This is a genomic window from Microbacterium sp. Root61 (genome assembly GCF_001427525.1).
GTDB lineage: Bacteria > Actinomycetota > Actinomycetes > Actinomycetales > Microbacteriaceae > Microbacterium.
The window spans coordinates 287,920-306,152 of record NZ_LMGU01000002.1 but is presented as its reverse complement, the minus strand read 5'-3'; the positions used below and the strand labels follow the sequence as shown (position 1 = coordinate 306,152).

Here is an 18,233-nt window from a genome sequence, read left to right as displayed (position 1 = left end):
GCTCACGCCGGAAGTCGCCAATCCACGGGAGTCGCGCCCTGCTCCACGAGCAGGTCGTCGGCACGCGAGAACGGCCGTGATCCGAAGAACCCCCGACGCGCAGACAGCGGCGATGGATGCGGCGACTCCACGATGGGCGTCTCTCCGAGCCACGGGCGGAGGTTCGAAGCATCCTTCCCCCACAGGATCGCCACGAGCGGCCGGTCACGCGCGGCGAGCACGCGGATCGCGTGCTGCGTTACCTTCTCCCAGCCCCACCCGCGATGCGAACCGGCATCGCCCGGAGCGACGGTGAGCACGCGGTTCAGCAGCAGCACGCCCTGATCGCTCCAGGCGGCCAGATCGCCGTGCGCGGCGGGAGGGATACCGAGATCGGCGTCGAGCTCCTTGTAGATGTTCCGGAGACTGGGCGGGAGCGGCCGCACGTGCCGGTCGACCGCGAACGCCAGCCCGATCGGATGCCCCGGCGTCGGGTACGGGTCCTGTCCGACGATGAGCACCTTGACGTCGTCGAGCGGGCGCTGAAAGGCGCGGAGAACACGGTCGGGCGCCGGCAGGTACTCGCGCCCGGCCGCGGTCTCGGCGCGGAGCCGGTCGCTCAGGGCGGCGATGTCCGGGGCAACGGGGGCCAGTGCCTCCGCCCATCCCGGATCCATCAGCCCGGCATCCACCAGCTGCGTGAGGGTCAGAACCACTGGGTCAGACTCCGGCGGCACCCGAGGCGGCGATGCCGGCGTCCTCTTCGCGGACGGTGCCCTGGAACGACCACGGGAAGTCGATCCACAGCCCGGTCTCCTTCCACGAGTAGTCCGGCATCGCGATGGATCCCGGCTTCGTGAAGATGGTGGCCGAGCGCACGTCGGCGCCGGCGGTGCGCAGCAGTTCGACGGCGAGCGCCAGGGTGCGGCCGCTGTCGGCGACGTCGTCCACCAGAAGCACCCGTCGACCCGACAGGTAGGTGATGTCCAGGGCCGGAGGCAGCACCAGGGGTGCATCCAGGACCTCGCCGATGCCCGTGTAGAACTCGACGTTCAGCGCGCCGCAGTTCTTCGCGCCGAGCGCGTAGGCCATAGCTCCCCCGGGCAGCAGACCACCGCGGGCGATCGCGACGACCACCTCGGGTTCGAATCCGTCCCGGAGCACGGCGCGCGCCATCTGACGGGTCGCCTCTCCGAATGCGTCCCATGTGAGCTGCTCGCGCTGACCGGTCACCGGCATCCTTTCGGTCGTTTCCACAAGCCTACGTCCGGCACGTCTGCCCTCAGGCTTCGAACTGTTACTCTCACCCTCGTGTCACGCGCATCTGCCGCCGCCGATCGACTTCGCGGCTCGTCCCTCGGTATCACGGCCGGTCTGATCGGCTGGTTCGTGCTCGTCGAGCTCACCAGCGGCATCCTCCAGGGGTACTACGTACCGCTGCTCAGCGACATCGTGGTGCATCTGGGCATCCACGACTCCGACGTGAACTGGTTCGAGGCGGCCCAGCTGCTGCTGTCGGCGCTCGTGCTGCCCGTGCTCGCCAAGCTCGGCGACATGTACGGGCACAAGAAGATCCTGCTCGGCGCCGCGATCATGACCGCCGGTGCGAGCTGGTGGCTGGTGTTCGCCGATGACTTCTGGTCGTTCCTGTTCGCCTGGGCGCTGCAGGGCTTCTACGTCGTGTGGCTGCCGTTGGAGATCGCGCTCATCTTCGAACGCGGGCGCACGCAGTCGCGCGGCGTCTCGACCACCCGCCGGGCCGCCGGTCTGCTCGTGGTCGGCCTGCAGGCCGGTGCCATCATCGGCGCCCTCGCTGCCGGCCGCATCTTCGCGGCCAACGGCGGCGACATCACCACCGCGCTGATGGTGCCCGCGGTTGTGGTCACCGCGATCGTGTTCGTCATCTGGTTCGGTGTGCCCGAGTCCGAGCCGCTCCCCGGTCGCAAGCTCGACACCGGCGGTTTCGTCATCCTCGCGCTGGGTCTGCTGCTGATCACCAGTGCGCTGACCTTCATGCGACTCCCGGACGGACCCGGCGCCGCGATCGTCGTGCCGCTCATCCTGCTCGGGCTGATCGTGTTCGCGTGGTTCGTCTGGTTCGAGCTGCGCCAGCCCGATCCCGCGGTCGACATCCGCGTGCTGCGGCGGCCGGAGATGTGGCCCGTGCAGGCGACGGCGTTCCTGGTCGGCATCAGCCTGCTCGGCGCGCAGGGTCCGCTGTCGACGTATGCCGGCACCGACAGCTCGCTCGGGTACGGCCTCGGGCTGGATGCGACGGATCGATCGAACGTGATCGGCATCTACCTCGTCTCGCTCATCATCGGCGCCGTGCTGTTCGCCGTGACCTCGCGTCGCGGCAATCCCCGCGTCATCCTGATCGGCGCCGCCGCCCTCGTCGGTGTCGGGTACGCCCTGTTCATCCCGTTCCACCTGGAGCTGTGGCAGGTGCTGATGAACCTCATGATCGCCGGGCTCGGCTCCGGGGCCCTCGTCGCGGCGCTGCCTGCGGCGGCCGCCGCGGCGGCTCCGCGCGGGCAGACCGGCATCTCGTCGGCCCTGACCAATACGACCAAGACGATCGGCGGAACGTTCTCGTCCGCGGTCTTCGGTGTAGTCCTCGCCGCCGGTGCGGGCACAGTTGCCAGCCAGACCGCGGCATCCCTCGGCGGCTACCTGACCGTGTGGGCGATCTGCGCCGCCGGCGGCTTCCTGGCAGCGGTGCTGCTGTTCTTCGTTCCGAAGGTCGCGTTCGGCGACACGCTGCCCGAGGACCAGGAGACGGATACCGCCGCCGAGACCGCCGCGCCGGTCATCGACCCGATGATCTGAGCCCGGGGGTCAGTCCTGGGTGCTGCGGACGCGGAGCGGACCGCGCGCCAGGAGGTGCTGGGCCGACTGGGCCACGGGCCGCATCGCGATGTAGTCGAGGTTGACGTGCGCCGGGGCGTTCAGGGCGTAGCCGATGACGTCCGCGACGTCCTGCGCGACGAGCGGCGCCTCGACGCCCTCGTACACGCGGTCGGCGGCGTCGGCGTCGCCTCCGAGCCTGTTGAGGGTGAACTCCTCCGTGAAGACCATGCCGGGCGCGACCTCGATGACGCGGATCGGCTCCCCGTTGAGCTCGAGGCGCAGCACGTGCGCGATCATCGACTCCCCGGCTTTGGTCGCGTTGTAGCCCGACCCGCCCGGATATGGCGTGTACGCGGCCGTCGACGTGACGAACACCGTGTCGGCGTGACCATCGGCGGCGGCGGCATCCCGCAGCTGGGGCATCAAGGCCGCGATCACCCGCTGGGTCGCGAGCACGTTGATCTCGAACATCCAGCGCCAGTCGTCGGCCGACCCGTCCTCCACCCGGTCGGTGCCGCGCGCGCCACCGGCGACCATGACCGCAGCGTGCACGGGGCCGGTCTCGGCCAGCCACGCGGCCAGCGCGTCGACATCCGCCTGCTGCGTCAGGTCGGCGGCGAAGACGGATGCCCCGGTCTCGGCCTCGAGCTGCTCCAATCGCTCGGCCCGACGGGCGACCCCGACGACGTCCCAGCCCGCGGCGCGGAGCGTCCGCACCGTGGCTTCGCCGATTCCCGAACTCGCTCCCGTGACCACCGCGCGTCTGCTCATGGCTCCAGGCTACCCAGACGCCGACCCCGCAAGCCCCTCCCGATCGGCCGCAGGTTACGTAACATGACCCCTTCGTTGTTGACAAGGCGCCGATATCCGTACTCTCGCAGAAGCCGCAACAACCCGCCGCGCGGCCCCGATACCCGCAGGAGTGAGTCATGTCCGCACCCGAGAACTGGCGTTTCGAGACCAAGCAGATCCACTCGGGCGCTGCGCCCGACCCGGTCACGAAGGCCCGCGCGACGCCGATCTACCAGACCACGTCGTACGTCTTCGACAACGCCGACCACGCCGCGAACCTCTTCGCCCTGGCCGAGTTCGGCAACATCTACACGCGCATCCAGAACCCGACGCAGGATGTCGTCGAGCAGCGCGTGGCCGCTCTCGAAGGCGGCACCGGCGCCCTGCTGCTCTCCAGCGGCCAGTCGGCGACGACTTTCGCGGTCCTGAACATCGCCGAAGCCGGCGACCACATCGTCTCTTCCTCCTCCATCTACGGCGGCACGTACAACCTCTTCAAGTACACGCTGGCCAAGCTCGGCATCGAGACGACCTTCGTCGAGAACCAGGACGACCCCGAGGAGTGGCGCGCCGCCGTGCGCCCCAACACCAAGCTGTTCTTCGCCGAGACCATCGGCAACCCGAAGATCAACGTGCTGGACATCCGCGCCGTCGCCGATGCCGCGCACGAGAGCGGCGTGCCGCTGATCGTCGACAACACGATCGCGACGCCGTACCTCATCAAGCCGTTCGAGCACGGCGCCGACATCATCGTGCACTCCGCCACCAAGTTCCTCGGCGGCCACGGCACCACGATCGGCGGCGTCATCGTCGACGGCGGCAAGTTCGCCTGGTCGCAGAACGTCGAGAAGTTCCCCGGCCTCACCGTGCCCGACCCGTCGTACCACGGCGCCAGCTACACGACCGCGGTCGGTGACGGCCTCGCCTACATCATCAAGGCGCGCGTCCAGCTGCTGCGCGACCTCGGTGCGGCGATCGCCCCGCTGAGCGCCTGGCTCCTCCTGCAGGGCATCGAGACGCTGTCGCTGCGTGTCGAGCGTCACGTGCAGAACGCCCAGGAGATCGCCGAGTGGCTCGAGAACCACGAGGATGTCGCCACCGTCAACTACTCGGGACTGCCCACGTCGCCCTGGTATGCCGCGGCGAACCGTTACGCCCCGAAGGGCGTCGGCGCGGTGCTCTCGTTCGAGCTGAAGGGCGGCGTCGAAGCCGGTCGCGAGTTCGTGAACAGCCTCGACCTGTTCAGCCATCTCGCCAACATCGGCGACGTGCGCTCCCTCGTGATCCACCCGGCATCCACGACCCACGCACAGCTGAGCCCCGAGGCCCAGCTCACCGCGGGCGTGACCCCCGGACTGGTGCGACTGTCCGTCGGCATCGAGAACATCGCCGACCTCATCGCCGACCTCGAGCAGGCGCTCGCCGCCGCGCGCAAGGTCTCCGAGGCCGCGCGCGCCTGATCCACCGCCTCATCGAACGGATGCCTCGACCTCAGGGTCGGGGCATCCGTCGTTTCACCGCATCACCCCGTGGTCGCGTCCCACCAGCGCAAGACCCGAAGAGCCCTGAGTGTGACCCACCGGCTGGGGTAGCCCTCGCCCTCCCCGTCCATGCTGAACAGCGTCGGCCCCTCGTGGTTGTTCTCGAGCACCCACAGTCCGGTCGGCAGCATCTTGCCGCGGACCAGCGCGACGGCATCCGCGCACCGCGGGTCGCCCTCCGGCCGCGCGAGACGGAAGTAGTCCAGGGCGCGGAGCACGTCGTAGTACCACCGGCTCGGGAAGGAGGCCATCGCGAAGCGCGGGTCGATGATCTCGCCGGTCGAGACGCGCCACAGCAGCCGCCGCTGCAGGAGATACTCCTCGCCGCGGAGCCGCGCGGTCGTCACATCGACGCTCGTGCCCGACGCCCTCTCCCACTCCCACAGGCCCTCCAGAGCGCACAGGGTGGAGTGCAGCGAGGACGCGCTCGTTCCGTCCTCGTCCCAGCAGTTCCACCCGCCGTCCGGGAGCTGGGTGCGCAGCAGGGTCGCGGCGATCGGACTGCCGTCCTGACCGAAGTACGCGGCCACGGCGAGCGCGCCGCCGTTGATGCACGGTTCGACCTCGCCGTCGAAGTACGGCTCGTCGGCGTAGTTCCAGCGGACATTCGCGTGCACGCGACCGATCGCCTCCTGCACGAGCGGATCGTCCGGGTCGGCCCCGTAGTGCCGCAGCAACTCCAGCGAGGGATGCGTCGCGGTCCAGGCGTCGTAGAACGGCCGATCCTCATCGACCCACCCCGGGCGATACACCCCGCCGTCCCAGTAGCCGTCTGCCGCCTGCTCCGCCAGCAGCCGGGCCCCCCATCCCTCGTGCGCGACCCGGGAGCGCGCCTTCGCAACCTCGTCGGACGAGGCATCCGTCAGATCCCGCATCACCTGCCAACGGATCGCGGGATCGCCCTCGAGCAGGTATTCGATCGTGTCCACGCAGTGCACCGTACTCCCCCGCTCCGACACGCGTCGACTGCCGCGAAACGCCCCCGAGGCGTAACAACACCGGGGTGCTCCCCGGAACACGGGAGAATGGTCGTATGGACTGGCAGACTTCCGAAGACACCGTGCCCTCGGCACCGGTGACGGAGGCCGACGCGCGCTCCCTGCTCGGGCGCCCCCCGGTCACGGGAGCCTGGCGCGACGGCGACCCGGCCGGCGACCGTCACTTCGCCTCGTTCGGCTCGTTCCGCACCGAGGGCGGGCAGCAGCTGCCCAGCATCCGCGTCGCGTACGAGACGTGGGGCGAGCTCAACGCCGCGCGCGACAACGCCGTGCTCGTCCTGCACGCGCTCACCGGCGACAGCCACGTCCGCGGCCCCGCGGGTCCCGGGCATCCCACCGCCGGCTGGTGGGACGACATCGTCGGACCCGGTGCGCCGATCGACACCGACCGCTGGTTCGTGGTGGCGCCGAACATGCTCGGCGGCTGCCAGGGGTCCACCGGACCGGCCAGCATCGCCCCCAACGGCTACGAGTGGGCCGCACGCTTCCCATATGTCACGATCCGCGACCAGGTCGCCGCGCAGGCGCGTCTGGCCGATGCCCTCGGCATCGACGTGTGGGCCGCCGTGGTGGGCGGCTCGATGGGTGGCATGCACGCCCTCGAGTGGGCCGTCGGGCTACCCGATCGCGTCCTGCGCGCCGCCGTCCTCTCCGCGCCGCCGACCAACACGGCCGACCAGATCGCTCTGAACTCGGTGCAGCTCGAGGCGATCCAGATCGACCCTCGTTTCCAGGGCGGCGAGTACTACGACGCCGACGCCGGCGACGGGCCGCACCGCGGGCTGGCCCTGGCCCGGCGCATGGCGCTGCTGAACTACCGTTCCCCCACGGAGCTGAACCAGCGCTTCCAGCGCTCCTGGCAGTCCGGCGTCAGCCCGCTCGGGCACGGCGGCCGGTTCGCCGTCGAGTCGTATCTGGACTTCCACGGCAACAAGTTCACGCGCCGCTTCGACGCGAACGCCTACATCCGCGTCGTCGAGGCGATGAACTCGCACGACGTGGGCCGCGACCGCGGTGGGGTGGAAGAGGCGCTCGCGCGCGTCACCGCGACGACGCTCGTGCTCGGCATCGACACCGACCGGCTCTTCCCCGTGGACGGACAGCACCGCATCGCGCGCAGCATCCCGAACACCCTCGACGGTGACGAGGCGGTCGTGCTGACCAGCGACTTCGGCCACGACGGGTTCCTCATCGAGACCCACGAGGTCGGCAGGCACCTGCGGCGACTGCTGGAGCCCTGACGCGCTACGGCGTGCGGACGTAGGTCCAGGGCAGCGCGCCCGCTTCGAGGCGGTGACGGGCCCCGGATGCCTCGTCCTGGCGGTCGGCGGCGTACTCGGCATCCTCAGCCCAGTAGAAGACGGGCCCCACCGGCCCGGATCGCACCGCCGTGTGGAAGGACGCCGGGCCGGCCAGCCGGGCCTCGGCGAGCGTCGTGGCGACGTCCGGCTGATCCGAGAGCCCGTGCAGGGTGACCCAGGTGGGCGGGTAGAGCAGCACTTCGCCCCGTCCATGCCGGGCGAGCATCTCGCTCGGCCGCACCCACAGGGAGGCGATGGCCTCCGCCTGCTGCAGGAGGAGCTCGCCCTCGGGCACCGGGGCGAGGAAGAACCATGTGCGGATACGCAGCGGCGCACCCGGCGGCGGATCCCAGCACGACAGGGTGGTCAGGGCGTCCTCGGGGAGGACGAGCCCGACCTCCTCGAGGGTCTCGCGCACGCCCGCGACGCGCGCGACGGTCTCTTCCGCAGCATCCGCAGGCAGACCGATCCGATCCGCTGCCTCGACCTTGCCGCCCGGGAAGACCCAGGCGCCGGCGAACGAGCCACGATCGGGGCGCTCGATGAGAAGCACCTCCGGGCCTGCGTCCGTGTCGCGCAGCAGGATGACGGTCGCGGCGACCGGGATGGCGGGGTCGTGCGCATCCGCGTCGGTGCGAGGACGAGCCTCACCCAACGCGTCGGCGAGTTCTCGGAACGTGCGTGCGGCGTTCGTCTCGCCCGGTGTCGTGTCGTCCATCGAGACCGACTCTAGGCCGCGGTGGCACTCACCGCACGACGCGCCGCCGACCGAGCCTCCACGCGGAAGCTCACCGCCGTGATGGCCAGGCCACCCAGGGCGAGGGCGGCGCCGACCCACGGCGGAGCCGCGAAACCCCACCCGAGGGCGATCACGAGCCCGCCGACGAAAGCCCCCATGCTGTTGCCGATGTTCAGGGCGGAGTGGTTCAGCGCGGCGGCGATCGACTGGTTGTCGTGCGCGACGTCCATCAGCCGCGTCTGGATCGACGGGCTGAGCCCGGCGGAGATGAACCCCGTCGCGAAGATGAAGAGGATGAGGGCGATGAGCCACGGCGCGCTGATCCCGACGCCGGCCAGCACGACGGCCAGGGCCGCGAAACCCCACATCAGCGTGCCCTTGAGATCGCGGTCGGCGAGATGCCCGCCCACGAGGTTGCCGATCGTCATCCCGATGCCCATCACGACCAGGACGATCGGCACGGCCCACTCCGGCGACCCGGAGACCTCGGTGATCAGCGGGGCGACGTAGCTGTAGACCGCGAAGAACCCGCCGAAGCCGATCGCGCCGATACCCAGCGTCAGCCAGACCTGTCCGATGCGGAACACCCCGAGCTCGGCGCGCAGAGTCCGCCCCGGGTCCCCCGGATGCGCAGGCACGAAGAACCCGATGCACACCGTCGCCAGGGCGAAGATCCCCGCGACGATCACGAACGCGTACCGCCAGCCGAACTGCTGGCCGAGGAAGGTGCCCAGCGGCACCCCCACCACGTTGGCGATGGTCAGGCCGGTGAGAATGTAGGCCACCCCCTTGGCCCGGTTGCCCGGCCCGAGGACGTCGGCTGCGACGAGCGCGCCGATCCCGAAGTAGGCGCCGTGCGGGAGGCCCGCGAGGAAGCGGGATGCCGCGACCATCTCGAACGTCGGGGCGAGGAAGGTCAGCGCGTTGAACAGGGTGAGTGCCACGGCTAGCGTGATCATCACGCGGTGTCGCGGGAAACGCGCCACCGATCCGGCGATCGTCGGAGCGCCGATGACGACGCCGAGCGCGTACAGGCTGATCAGCCAGCCGGCCTGGGCGATGGCCGTCTCAGGGCTCGCGGCGTCAGGGAGGAGGTCGGACGCGACGTCAGGCAGCAGCCCCATCATCACGAACTCGGTCATGCCGATGCCGAAGCTGCCGATGGCGAGCGACAGGAGCGCCCATCTCGCGGCAGACCGCGACGGCGTTGCGGACGTCACGCGTCGACTTTGCGTGCGGTGCGCCGGCGTCGGCTCGGCGACACCACCGGGATCGGCGAGGTCACGACCGCGTCGACGGTCATCGAGCCGTCGGTCGGGCCGATCACGGGGATGGGGGTGGTGAGTGTCATCTCCACCGGTTCCACCGGCATCCGTCCGAGCTTGCGATGCGCACGCACGTACGCGGGCAGGAGGAGCGCGATCGCCCCCAGCCACGCCAGCGGATTGCTCAGCGCGACTCCGATGAAGCCGAACATCGCGCCAAGGACGATCGCCGCCGAGATGCGCATGGCCAGTTCGACGATGCCGGTGACGGTCGGGATGAGGGTGTAGCCCAGCCCCTGCAGGGCCCCGCGCACGACGAACAGCACGCCCAGCGCCCAGTAGGTCGCGCCGTTGACCACGAGCATGAGGTGCGCGAGATCGACGACCTCGTCGGATCCATCACCGATGAACAGGCGGACCATCGGCACGCCGAAGGCGATGATGACGGCACCGATCACGGCGCCCGCCGCCAGCGAGATCCAGATCGCCTGCACGACACCCTTGCGGATGCGGTCGGGGCGGCGCCCGCCGAGGTTCTGTGCGGCGTACATCGACACGGCCAGGCCGAGCGAGGAGAGCATGGCCACCGCGATCCCGTCGACACGGGATGCCGTGGTGTACGCGGCGACCGCGTCGGTGCCCAGCGTGTTCAGCGCGATCTGCACCGTGAGGGTTCCAATGGCGATGATCGACGCCTGGAAGCCCATCGGCAGACCGAGTCGCAGGTGCTCCGCGAGGTCGGCACGCGTGACGCGCCAGTCGGCCCGGCGCAGGTGCAGCACGGGAACGCGCCGGCGGACGTACTCGAGGCACAGCAGCACCGAGACGGCCTGCGAGATGACCGTCGCCCACGCCGCACCCGCGACGCCCCAGGCCAGGGGCCCCACCATCAGGATGACGAGACCGATGTTCAGCACGCAGGCCAGGGTGAGGAACACCAGGGGCGTGCGGGAATCGCCGATCGCGCGGATGATCGCCGCGAGGAAGTTGAAGAACATCATGGCGCCCGCGCCGATGAAGCTCACCTGGGTGAAGATCGTCGCCTCGGCCATGAGCTCCGGCGGTGTCTTCATCAGCTCGAGGACCGGCGCGGCGATCAGCGGCGCGATCACCGTCAGCAGAACGCTGGTGATGGCGGTGAGGACCGCGCCCGCGGCCACCGAGCGGCGCACGGCCGGGTGGTCCCCCGCACCGAAAGCCTGCGCCGTGGGGATTGCGAATCCGCTCGTGAGTCCCCAGGCGAAGCCGAGCAGCAGGAACAGCAGGCTGCCGGTGGCGCCGACGGCGGCCAGCGACTCCACGCCGAGGTGTCTTCCGACGACGATGGCGTCGACGAACTGGTACATCTGCTGGACGATGTTGCCGATCAGCAGGGGTACGGAGAAGGTGAGGATGACGCGCCAGGGGCGCCCTGTGGTCAGGGAAGTGGCCATGAGAAGTGCTCGCAGAACAGAGAGTGCGGACCGAAGACAGCGGCGCCACGTTCAGCACCAGCCCATCATTCTATCGAATCGATTCGATTTCTGCCAAGACGAGATGGAGATCGGCTCGACCGGACGGGCCGAGTATCAGTCGGACTGCTGTGCCGCGTCGTCGATCGCCGCTTCGAGCCGCTCGACCTTCGCGTCGAGTTCCCCGGTGAAGCCGGGCCGGATGTCGGCCTTGAGCACCAGCGACACGCGGGACCCGAACGGCATCACCGCGTCGGTGGCGCGGCGCACGACATCCATGACCTCGTCCCACTCCCCCTCCACCTCGGTGAACATCGAGGTGGTGCGGTGCGGCAGGCCCGAGTCGCGCACGACGCGGACCGCTGCGGCGACGGCATCGTGCACCGACCCGTCCACGTTTCCGGTGCCGCTGGGAGCGACGGAGAATGCGATCAGCATGAGGCCTCCTGTGGGGGTCAGGGCGCCGAGACGGCGGTTGCGCGATGAGGTGAGGCCTGCCGGCGGTGGGCGGGCACCTGCACGAGGCGCATCACCACCCACACGAACAGGACGATCAGCAGGATGTTGCGGATCGTCAGCAGCACGACGGGGAACACCTGAGGCCACATCAGCATGAGGCCGTCGTAGGTGAGGGGGTAGATCGCCTGGGTCAGCAGCGCGATGCCCAGCCCGAGGGCGGCCGGCGTGAACCAGCGCCGCCGGTCGATCACGAGGCCGACCACGAGCGGCGCGATGATCCACGTCATGTACTGCGGCGATCCGACCTTGTTGAAGACGATGAAGGCGAGCACGAGGCCGAGCGCGAGCGGCGGGAACAGCCGCACGAACGAGGCGCCGCGCCATGCCTTGTACGCGCCGAGCGCCGCGACCGAGAGTACGGCCAGCACGAGCACGGGCGTCATCACGGCGATGACGACGTCCAGCAGCGGGCCGGTCACCTGGAAGGTGAGCATGTCCGGGTCGTAGATGATGGCCGAATCCGGCATGAGCAGTGCGCTGCGCCACATGTAGACGGTGCTGATCGGCGCCTCGATCTGCAGTCCGCGACCGGTCTGGTCGCCGATGAAGCCGAACGCGTAGGCACCGCCCCCGGAGGCGATCACCACCGCCAGCGTCACGGCCGAGACCGCCACAGCGGCGCCGAGCACGGCGAGCCGACGGCGCACCGCGATGACGGCGGCGGCGATCAGCGCAGCCGGCCAGACCTTGATCCAGGTGGCGATCGCGAGGAGAGTGGCGCCGATCCAGGGGCGGCCGACCAGCCACAGCGAGCCGGCGATCGCGAGCGGCACGGTCAGGCCGTCGAGTCGATACATGCCGACCGGTCCGAGCATGGCGATGAGGGCGAGCCAGAACCACGCGGCGACCGTGCGGCCGGTCGCTCGGCCGCGCCCGACGAGCATCGCGAACGCGAGCGCGTCGGCGATGGTCACCAGCACGGCCCACGCGATGATGTAGGCGAAGACCCCGCCGCCGCCGATCCAGGCGAGCGCCTGAGCCAGCACCATCGGCAGCAACGCCAGCTGCGGATAGACCCACGGCACGGTCAGACCGACGATGCCGACGTTCTCCCCGTTGACGATGCCGCCGCTGAGTGCGGCACTCGACCAGGGTTCGTAGACGAGGTAGACATCCCCCATCGGGGCGTTCGGCAGGAACCAGCCCAACAGCGCGACGCCGACATGGACGACGACGAACGCCACCCACAGGACCGCCCGCCTCGACACCCTCCGAGTCTAGGGCGATGCCCGCAGCACCTCGGCCACGGCCCGCGGCAAGTACCCGGCGGCATCCAGTGCCGTGATCGGCCCCGTCCCCGCCCCGCCTACCGCGGCCTGCGTGCACAGCGTCGCGGCGCGGCCGTGCAGCCAGGCGCCCGTCGCGGCGACCCGACCGAGGTGCACCGGTCCGCCGGCACCCGCTGCGGCACCCGCGAGCACCGCACCGATGGCACCGGCCAGCACGTCGCCCGTGCCGGCCGTCGCCAGCCATGGGGTGCCCGATGCCACGTGGGCGATCCATCCGTCGGCGTCGGCCACGATCGTCACGGAGCCCTTCAGCAGCACGGTGGCGCCCAGCGCACGAGCGGTCTCCACAGCCGCATCTTCCCGGGAGGCGCCGACCGCGCGCAGTCCGAGTGCCGCCCGGAGCCGATCGTGCTCGCGATCGTGCGGGGTCAGGATGCGCGGCGCCGTCGCGCCCACCGCGAGATCGAGCGCGCCGGCGTCGACCACGACGGGCACGGCGCCGGAGAGGATGCCGCGCAGTGCGGCGGTCTCGGCATCCGCTCTGTCCTGCGGATCCGTGCCCGACCCGATCACCCAGGCCTGCACACGACCGTCGACCGTCACGGTCTCGGGACGGCGGTTCAGCACCAGATCGGTGGGTGCGGGCGGGCCGAGGTAGCGCACCAGGCCGATGCCGGTGCGCCACGCGGCCTCGACACCGAGCACCGCGGCACCCGGGTAGCGGGTCGATCCGGTTCGCATGCCCAGCACGCCACGGGAATACTTGTCGTCGGCGGCCGTTGGCATCCGGAGTACGCGTCCCGCGTCCGTCGCACCCCACAGCTCGGCCATGCCCTCACGATACTGGCCCGCGAAACACCCCGCTCGGAGCCCTCGATGACCCTGCTGTTCTCCCCCCTGACGCTGCGCGGCGTCACCGCGCGCAACCGCCTGTGGGTCGCCCCGATGTGCCAGTACAGCGCGGTGGACGGTCTCGTGCAGGAGTGGCACCACACGCATCTGGCGCAGTTCGCCTCGGGCGGCGCGGGCGTCGTCATCGCCGAGGCGACCGCGGTCTCGCCGGAGGGACGCATCTCCCCCGACGACACCGGCCTGTGGACCGACGCGCAGCGCGACGCGTGGGCACCGATCGTGACGGCGATCCAGGCGCGCGGCGCCCTCGCCGGCGTGCAGCTCGCCCACGCCGGCCGTAAGGCCTCGACGTGGTCGCCGTTCTCCGGTCACCGAGGCAGCGTGCCCGTCGTCGAGGGCGGCTGGCCGACCGTCGCCCCCTCCGCGGTGGCGTTCGACGGCTACGCCGAGCCCGTGGCGCTGGATCTCGCCGGCATCGACGCCGTCGTCGCGGACTTCGTCGCGGCCGCCGAGCGCGCCATCGCCGCCGGATTCGACGTGCTCGAGATCCACGCCGCGCACGGCTACCTGCTGCACCAGTTCCTCTCGCCGCTGTCGAACCTGCGCACCGACGAGTACGGCGGCAGCCTGGAGAACCGCGCCCGCCTGCTGCTGCGTATCGTCACGCAGGTGCGGGACGCCGCGCCCCGGACGCCGCTCATCGTGCGCTTCTCGGCGACCGACTGGGCCGAGGGCGGACTCGATGTCTCCGACGTCGCCCAGGTCGCGACATGGACCGCCGAGCGCGGAGCCGACTTCTTCGACGTATCCACCGGTGGCCTCGTCGCGCACCAGCAGATCACGCCGTTCCCCGGCTACCAGGTCGAGTTCGCCGCCGCGGTGCGCCGGGCCACCGGGCTGCCCGTCGGCGCCGTCGGGCTCATCTCCGACGCCGCGCACGCCGAGCAGGTGCTCGCCGCAGGTGAGGCGGACGTCATCCTGGCCGCACGCGAATGGCTGCGGGACCCGCATTTCGCGCTGCGGGCGTCCGCCGAGCTCGCCGCCGACATCGACTACTGGCCGAAGCAGTACCTCCGCGCCCGGCGCTGAGTCGGTTCGATCGCTGGGCCGGTTCGGCCGCTGAGCCCGGTGCATTCGGGCTTCTCACTACACCTCGTCGAAGAACGCGCGGACCTCGGCGGCGAAGAGCTCCGGCTCCTCCCACGGTCCGAAGTGCCCGCCGCGGGCGGGCTCCGTCCACCGCCGCACGTCGTAGAAGCGCTCGGCATAGCCGCGGGGCGCGCGGATCATGTCGAACGGGAAGCTCGCGAACCCGGTGGGCACGGCCAGACGCACGCGGGGGTCTCCCCCGGGGCCGGCCGCGGCCTCCCGGTAGTAGCGCGCGGCCGATCCCGCGGTGCCGGTGACCCAATAGACCATGAGGTTGTCGATGAGCTCGTCCGGCGTGAAGCGCGTGAACACGTCGCCGTCGCAGTCGCTCCAGCCGCGGAACTTCTCCACGAACCAGGCGGCGAGCGCGACGGGCGAATCCGTCAACCCGTACGCGAGGGTCTGCGGCTTGGTGCGCTGCAGGATCAGGTACGCGGCTTCCGTGCCGAACCACTCCGCGACCTCGGCGAAGTAGGCGGTCTCCTCGGCAGAGAGTGTGTCGGGATCGACGCCCGCCCGTCGCCACGGCGGCACATCGCCCAGGTGCAGGCCGATCACCCGGCCCGGAGCGTTCCGCGCGATCGCCTCGGCGATGGTGCTGCCGATGTCCGCCCCGTGCACGCCGAATCGGGTGAAGCCGAAGCCGTCCATCAGCCCGGTCAGCAGGTCCGCCACGCGCGCCGGGCCCATCCCCGGCACGGCCGGGCGCTGCGAGAAACCGTAGCCGGGCAGGCTGGGCACGACGATGTCGAAGCGGTCGGCCAGCAGGGGCAGCGCCTTCTCGAACCGGAGGATCGAGTCCGGCCACCCGTGCAGCAGCAGGAGCGGGGTCGCCCCTGGAGTGCCGGCGCGCACGGCATGGATACCGCATCCGTCGACTTCGACGAGGTGCTGCTCGGCGGCGTTCAGGCGCCGCTCGGTGGCCCGCCAGTCGTAGCCGTCGCGCCAGCGGTCCATCAGCACCCGCATCGTCGCCGGCGGGGTGCCCCACGACCAGTCGTCGCCGTCGGCGACGGCGTCCGGCCAGCGCACGCGGTCGAGGCGGATCTGCAGGTCGTCGAGCTGCTCCTGCGGGACGTCGATGCGAAAGGCGGTCATCCCCTCACGCTAGCGAGTGGATGACCGCCTTCCGGAACCTCAACGGCGGCGCCGTGTCGCGTCCTGCACCTCGCCGACGAGCTCTTCGATGATGTCCTCCAGGAACAGCACGGCGGTGGTGGCGCCGTCCTGGTCGCGCACCTGCGCGAGGTGGCGCCCGGCCCGGCGCATCAGCGCGAGGGCGTCCTCCAGGTCTGTGGACTCCATCACGGGCACCATCAGGTGGATCCGTTTCGCCGGGATGGACCTGGCCACCTCGGTGGCGCTGCCCGGGCCTTCTGCCGCGCGGAGGATGTCCTTGAGGTGCACGTAGCCCACCGGCACACCCTCGCCGTCCACGATCACGTAGCGCGAGAAGCCGTGCGTCGCGACTGCGCGCTCGATCTCGTCCGGGGTGACCGTCTCGGGAAGCGTGACCAGGTCGGCCAGCGGCACGGCGATGTCCTTCGCCTTCTTGTCGGTGAACTCGACCGCCGCCGCGACCGTTCCGGCCGCGTCATCCAGCACGCCCTCGATGCGCGACTGATTCACGATCGTGGCCACCTCATCCAGGGTGAAGGTGGAGGCCGCCTCGTCCTTCGGCTCGACCCGGAACAGCCGCAGGATGCTGTTGGCGATCCAGTTGAGCGCGACGATGACCGGGTGGAAAACCTTCGAGACCCACACCAGCGGTGTCGCCAGCATCAGCACGGCGCGGTCGGGCACCGAGAACGCGAGGTTCTTCGGCACCATCTCGCCGAAGACGACGTGCAGGTACGACACCACCAGCAGCGCGACGATGAAGCCGATGGCGTCCACCGCGGCGGTGGGGAGTCCGGTGAGTCCCAGTGGACCCGCCAGGAGGTGGTGGATCGCGGGTTCGGAGACGTTCAGGATCAGCAGCGAGCAGATCGTGATGCCCAGCTGGCTGGTGGCCAGCATGAGCGTCGCGTGCTCCATCGCGTACAGCGCGGTCTTGGCGGCGCGCGAGCCCCGCTCGGCGAGCGGCTCGATCTGCGAGCGGCGCGCCGAGATGACGGCGAACTCCGCGCCGACGAAGAAGGCGTTGACGATCAGCAGCACGACCAGCCATGCGATTCCGGCCCAGTCACTCATCGCGCTCACCCGCCTCGGTGGTCGCGGCATCCATCGGGGTGCTCGTGGGTGTGAACTTCACCCGATCCACGCGCCGGCCGTCCATCCGTTGCACCGTGAGGGTGCCGTCGTCGATCTCGACCACATCGCCGGCCACCGGGATGCGCTCGAGCACGCTCATCAGATACCCGCCGACGGTGTCGTAGACATCGCCCTCGGGAACGCGGATGCCGGTGCGATCCAGCACCTCGTCGGGACGAAGGTCGCCCGGCAGCGTGACGGAGCCTTCGAAGCGCACGATCCCGGCGCGACGACGGTCGTGCTCGTCGAGCACCTCGCCGACGATCTCTTCGACGAGGTCTTCGAGGGTGACCACACCGGCGGTGCCGCCGTACTCGTCGACCACGATCGCCATCTGGTAGCCGCGGGCGCGGAGCTCGGCGATCAGGGTGTCCAGATGCACCGCCTCCGGCACCCGCAGGGGGTCGCTGGAGAGCGCGGCGACGGGCACGTCGGCGCGACGGTCGCGCGGCACGCTGACGGCCGCCTTGAGGTGCACGATGCCGACGATGTCGTCCATCGAGTCGTCATACACCGGGAAGCGGCTGTGGCCGGTGCGACGAGCGAGCTGGATGACGTCATCCGCGCTGTCGCCGGCCGCGAGCGCGTGCACACTGGGGCGCGGCGTCATGACGTCCGCAGCGCTGAGGCGGGAGAACGTGAGGCTGCGGTTCAGGAGCGACGCGGTGTCCTCCTCGAGGACGCCGGCGCTGGCCGAGCGACGCACGAGGCTGGAGAGCTCCTCCGCGGTGCGCGCACCGGAGAGCTCCTCCTTCGGTTCGATGCCGATCATGCGCAGCACACCGTTGGCGCTGCCGTTGAGCACCGTGATCGCGGGGCGGAAGACCGCCGTGAAGCCCACTTGGAAGGGCAGGACCAGTTTGGCGGTCTGGCGCGGGAGCGCCAGTGCGAAGTTCTTCGGGACGAGCTCGCCGAGGATCATCGACAGCACCGTCGCGACGGTGATCGCGATGAACACGGCGATCGGCGAGACGGCCGCCTCCGGCACGCCCCATCCGGTCAGCACTGGGCGCAGCAGGCTCGAGAGCGCGGGCTCCATGGCATAGCCCGTGAGCAGCGTGGTGAGCGTGATGCCCAGCTGCGCGCTGGAGAGGTGGGTCGAGGTAATCTTCAGCGCGCTGATCGTCAGCGCGAGTCGGGTCTCGCCCTTGTCGCGTCGCGCTTCCAGGTCTGCGCGGTCGAGATTGACCAGCGCGAACTCGCTCGCGACGAAGAGTCCCGTTCCCACGGTGAGGAGAAGCCCCACGCCCAGCATGACGAATTCCATCAAGCATCACCCCCCTTCGAAGCAGGGGCGGAGCGGTGGGGCGAGGGT

17 protein-coding genes are annotated in these 18,233 nt (G+C 70.4%); 4 read left to right on the top strand and 13 right to left on the bottom strand.

From position 1 onward, the window contains the following. Nucleotides 1-2: 2 nt before the first annotated feature. Together ASD65_RS17650 and ASD65_RS17645 are read right to left on the bottom strand one after the other, a co-directional pair. The gene (locus ASD65_RS17650) at nt 3-656 is read right to left on the bottom strand and encodes a uracil-DNA glycosylase (RefSeq protein ID WP_082561998.1); all 654 of its coding nucleotides are present in this window, start codon (nt 654-656) and stop codon (nt 3-5) included. A gap of 43 nt (nt 657-699) precedes the next feature. After that, nucleotides 700-1,218: a phosphoribosyltransferase gene (locus ASD65_RS17645; RefSeq protein WP_200948734.1), complete on the bottom strand. Its 519-nt coding sequence runs from the start codon at nt 1,216-1,218 to the stop codon at nt 700-702. Between the two features lie 72 nt (nt 1,219-1,290). On the opposite strand from ASD65_RS17645, the gene ASD65_RS17640 reads away from it, so the two are divergent. Next, a complete protein-coding gene (locus ASD65_RS17640; protein ID WP_056225798.1) occupies nt 1,291-2,808 on the top strand; it encodes an MFS transporter in 1,518 nt (505 codons plus the stop codon). Between the two features lie 9 nt (nt 2,809-2,817). Here ASD65_RS17640 and ASD65_RS17635 read toward each other — a convergent pair whose 3' ends face one another. Beyond that, nucleotides 2,818-3,600, bottom strand: coding sequence for an SDR family oxidoreductase (locus tag ASD65_RS17635; RefSeq protein ID WP_200948733.1), 783 nt, complete (start codon nt 3,598-3,600; stop codon nt 2,818-2,820). 158 nt (nt 3,601-3,758) lie between these two features. Here ASD65_RS17635 and ASD65_RS17630 point away from each other — a divergent pair, with 158 nt between their 5' ends. Then, nucleotides 3,759-5,081 (top strand): bifunctional o-acetylhomoserine/o-acetylserine sulfhydrylase, encoded by a 1,323-nt coding sequence (locus ASD65_RS17630; protein WP_056225795.1) that lies wholly within the window; start codon nt 3,759-3,761, stop codon nt 5,079-5,081. A 62-nt stretch (nt 5,082-5,143) separates the two neighbouring features. Here ASD65_RS17630 and ASD65_RS17625 read toward each other — a convergent pair whose 3' ends face one another. Continuing rightward, nucleotides 5,144-6,091, bottom strand: coding sequence for a hypothetical protein (locus ASD65_RS17625; RefSeq protein ID WP_056225793.1), 948 nt, complete (start codon nt 6,089-6,091; stop codon nt 5,144-5,146). 104 nt (nt 6,092-6,195) lie between these two features. Here ASD65_RS17625 and metX point away from each other — a divergent pair, with 104 nt between their 5' ends. Continuing rightward, nucleotides 6,196-7,401, top strand: a complete 1,206-nt coding sequence (metX, locus tag ASD65_RS17620) for a homoserine O-acetyltransferase MetX (RefSeq protein WP_056225791.1) — start codon at nt 6,196-6,198, stop codon at nt 7,399-7,401. 4 nt (nt 7,402-7,405) lie between these two features. Here the strand turns inward: metX and ASD65_RS17615 are convergent, their stop codons facing one another. The 6 genes from ASD65_RS17615 to ASD65_RS17590 all read right to left on the bottom strand — a co-directional run bounded on the left by ASD65_RS17615 (nt 7,406) and on the right by ASD65_RS17590 (nt 13,495). Next, a complete protein-coding gene (locus ASD65_RS17615; RefSeq protein ID WP_056225786.1) occupies nt 7,406-8,179 on the bottom strand; it encodes an NUDIX hydrolase in 774 nt (257 codons plus the stop codon). Between the two features lie 11 nt (nt 8,180-8,190). Beyond that, entirely contained in the window at nt 8,191-9,420 is a 1,230-nt protein-coding gene (locus ASD65_RS17610) for an MFS transporter (protein WP_056225784.1), read from the bottom strand. Further along, a complete protein-coding gene (locus ASD65_RS17605; protein ID WP_056225781.1) occupies nt 9,417-10,898 on the bottom strand; it encodes an MATE family efflux transporter in 1,482 nt (493 codons plus the stop codon). Before ASD65_RS17605 ends, ASD65_RS17610 begins: the two co-directional genes overlap by 4 nt. 135 nt (nt 10,899-11,033) lie before the next feature. Next, complete coding sequence (locus ASD65_RS17600; RefSeq protein WP_056225777.1) at nt 11,034-11,354, bottom strand: thiamine-binding protein; 321 nt, start codon at nt 11,352-11,354, stop codon at nt 11,034-11,036. Between the two features lie 17 nt (nt 11,355-11,371). Continuing rightward, nucleotides 11,372-12,643 carry a glycosyltransferase family 87 protein gene (locus ASD65_RS17595; protein ID WP_056225774.1) on the bottom strand — a complete coding sequence of 424 codons (1,272 nt, stop codon included), beginning with the start codon at nt 12,641-12,643 and terminating at the stop codon, nt 11,372-11,374. A 9-nt stretch (nt 12,644-12,652) separates the two neighbouring features. Continuing rightward, the gene (locus tag ASD65_RS17590) at nt 12,653-13,495 is read right to left on the bottom strand and encodes an ADP-dependent NAD(P)H-hydrate dehydratase (protein WP_056225769.1); all 843 of its coding nucleotides are present in this window, start codon (nt 13,493-13,495) and stop codon (nt 12,653-12,655) included. Nucleotides 13,496-13,540: 45 nt separating this feature from the next. Here ASD65_RS17590 and ASD65_RS17585 point away from each other — a divergent pair, with 45 nt between their 5' ends. Beyond that, complete coding sequence (locus tag ASD65_RS17585) at nt 13,541-14,605, top strand: NADH:flavin oxidoreductase/NADH oxidase (RefSeq protein WP_056225767.1); 1,065 nt, start codon at nt 13,541-13,543, stop codon at nt 14,603-14,605. Nucleotides 14,606-14,662: 57 nt separating this feature from the next. Here the strand turns inward: ASD65_RS17585 and ASD65_RS17580 are convergent, their stop codons facing one another. From ASD65_RS17580 to ASD65_RS17570, 3 genes are read right to left on the bottom strand one after another with little or no spacing between them, the layout of a single operon-like run. After that, nucleotides 14,663-15,763 (bottom strand): epoxide hydrolase family protein, encoded by a 1,101-nt coding sequence (locus ASD65_RS17580; protein WP_056225765.1) that lies wholly within the window; start codon nt 15,761-15,763, stop codon nt 14,663-14,665. Nucleotides 15,764-15,802: 39 nt separating this feature from the next. Beyond that, a complete protein-coding gene (locus tag ASD65_RS17575; protein ID WP_056226443.1) occupies nt 15,803-16,858 on the bottom strand; it encodes a hemolysin family protein in 1,056 nt (351 codons plus the stop codon). Then, nucleotides 16,851-18,185 carry a hemolysin family protein gene (locus ASD65_RS17570; RefSeq protein WP_056225762.1) on the bottom strand — a complete coding sequence of 445 codons (1,335 nt, stop codon included), beginning with the start codon at nt 18,183-18,185 and terminating at the stop codon, nt 16,851-16,853. Before ASD65_RS17570 ends, ASD65_RS17575 begins: the two co-directional genes overlap by 8 nt. Nucleotides 18,186-18,233: the final 48 nt, after the last annotated feature.

What these genes read in the sequence shown, in the direction of transcription:
- ASD65_RS17650 (WP_082561998.1), bottom strand. Translation starts at nt 656, where the DNA reads ATGGATCCGGGATGGGCGGAGGCACTGGCCCCCGTTGCCCCGGACATC.
- ASD65_RS17645 (WP_200948734.1), bottom strand. Translation starts at nt 1,218, where the DNA reads ATGCCGGTGACCGGTCAGCGCGAGCAGCTCACATGGGACGCATTCGGA.
- ASD65_RS17635 (WP_200948733.1), bottom strand. Translation starts at nt 3,600, where the DNA reads ATGAGCAGACGCGCGGTGGTCACGGGAGCGAGTTCGGGAATCGGCGAA.
- ASD65_RS17630 (WP_056225795.1), top strand. Translation starts at nt 3,759, where the DNA reads ATGTCCGCACCCGAGAACTGGCGTTTCGAGACCAAGCAGATCCACTCG.
- metX (WP_056225791.1), top strand. Translation starts at nt 6,196, where the DNA reads ATGGACTGGCAGACTTCCGAAGACACCGTGCCCTCGGCACCGGTGACG.
- ASD65_RS17615 (WP_056225786.1), bottom strand. Translation starts at nt 8,179, where the DNA reads ATGGACGACACGACACCGGGCGAGACGAACGCCGCACGCACGTTCCGA.
- ASD65_RS17605 (WP_056225781.1), bottom strand. Translation starts at nt 10,898, where the DNA reads ATGGCCACTTCCCTGACCACAGGGCGCCCCTGGCGCGTCATCCTCACC.
- ASD65_RS17600 (WP_056225777.1), bottom strand. Translation starts at nt 11,354, where the DNA reads ATGCTGATCGCATTCTCCGTCGCTCCCAGCGGCACCGGAAACGTGGAC.
- ASD65_RS17590 (WP_056225769.1), bottom strand. Translation starts at nt 13,495, where the DNA reads ATGGCCGAGCTGTGGGGTGCGACGGACGCGGGACGCGTACTCCGGATG.
- ASD65_RS17585 (WP_056225767.1), top strand. Translation starts at nt 13,541, where the DNA reads ATGACCCTGCTGTTCTCCCCCCTGACGCTGCGCGGCGTCACCGCGCGC.
- ASD65_RS17580 (WP_056225765.1), bottom strand. Translation starts at nt 15,763, where the DNA reads ATGACCGCCTTTCGCATCGACGTCCCGCAGGAGCAGCTCGACGACCTG.
- ASD65_RS17575 (WP_056226443.1), bottom strand. Translation starts at nt 16,858, where the DNA reads ATGAGTGACTGGGCCGGAATCGCATGGCTGGTCGTGCTGCTGATCGTC.
- ASD65_RS17570 (WP_056225762.1), bottom strand. Translation starts at nt 18,185, where the DNA reads ATGGAATTCGTCATGCTGGGCGTGGGGCTTCTCCTCACCGTGGGAACG.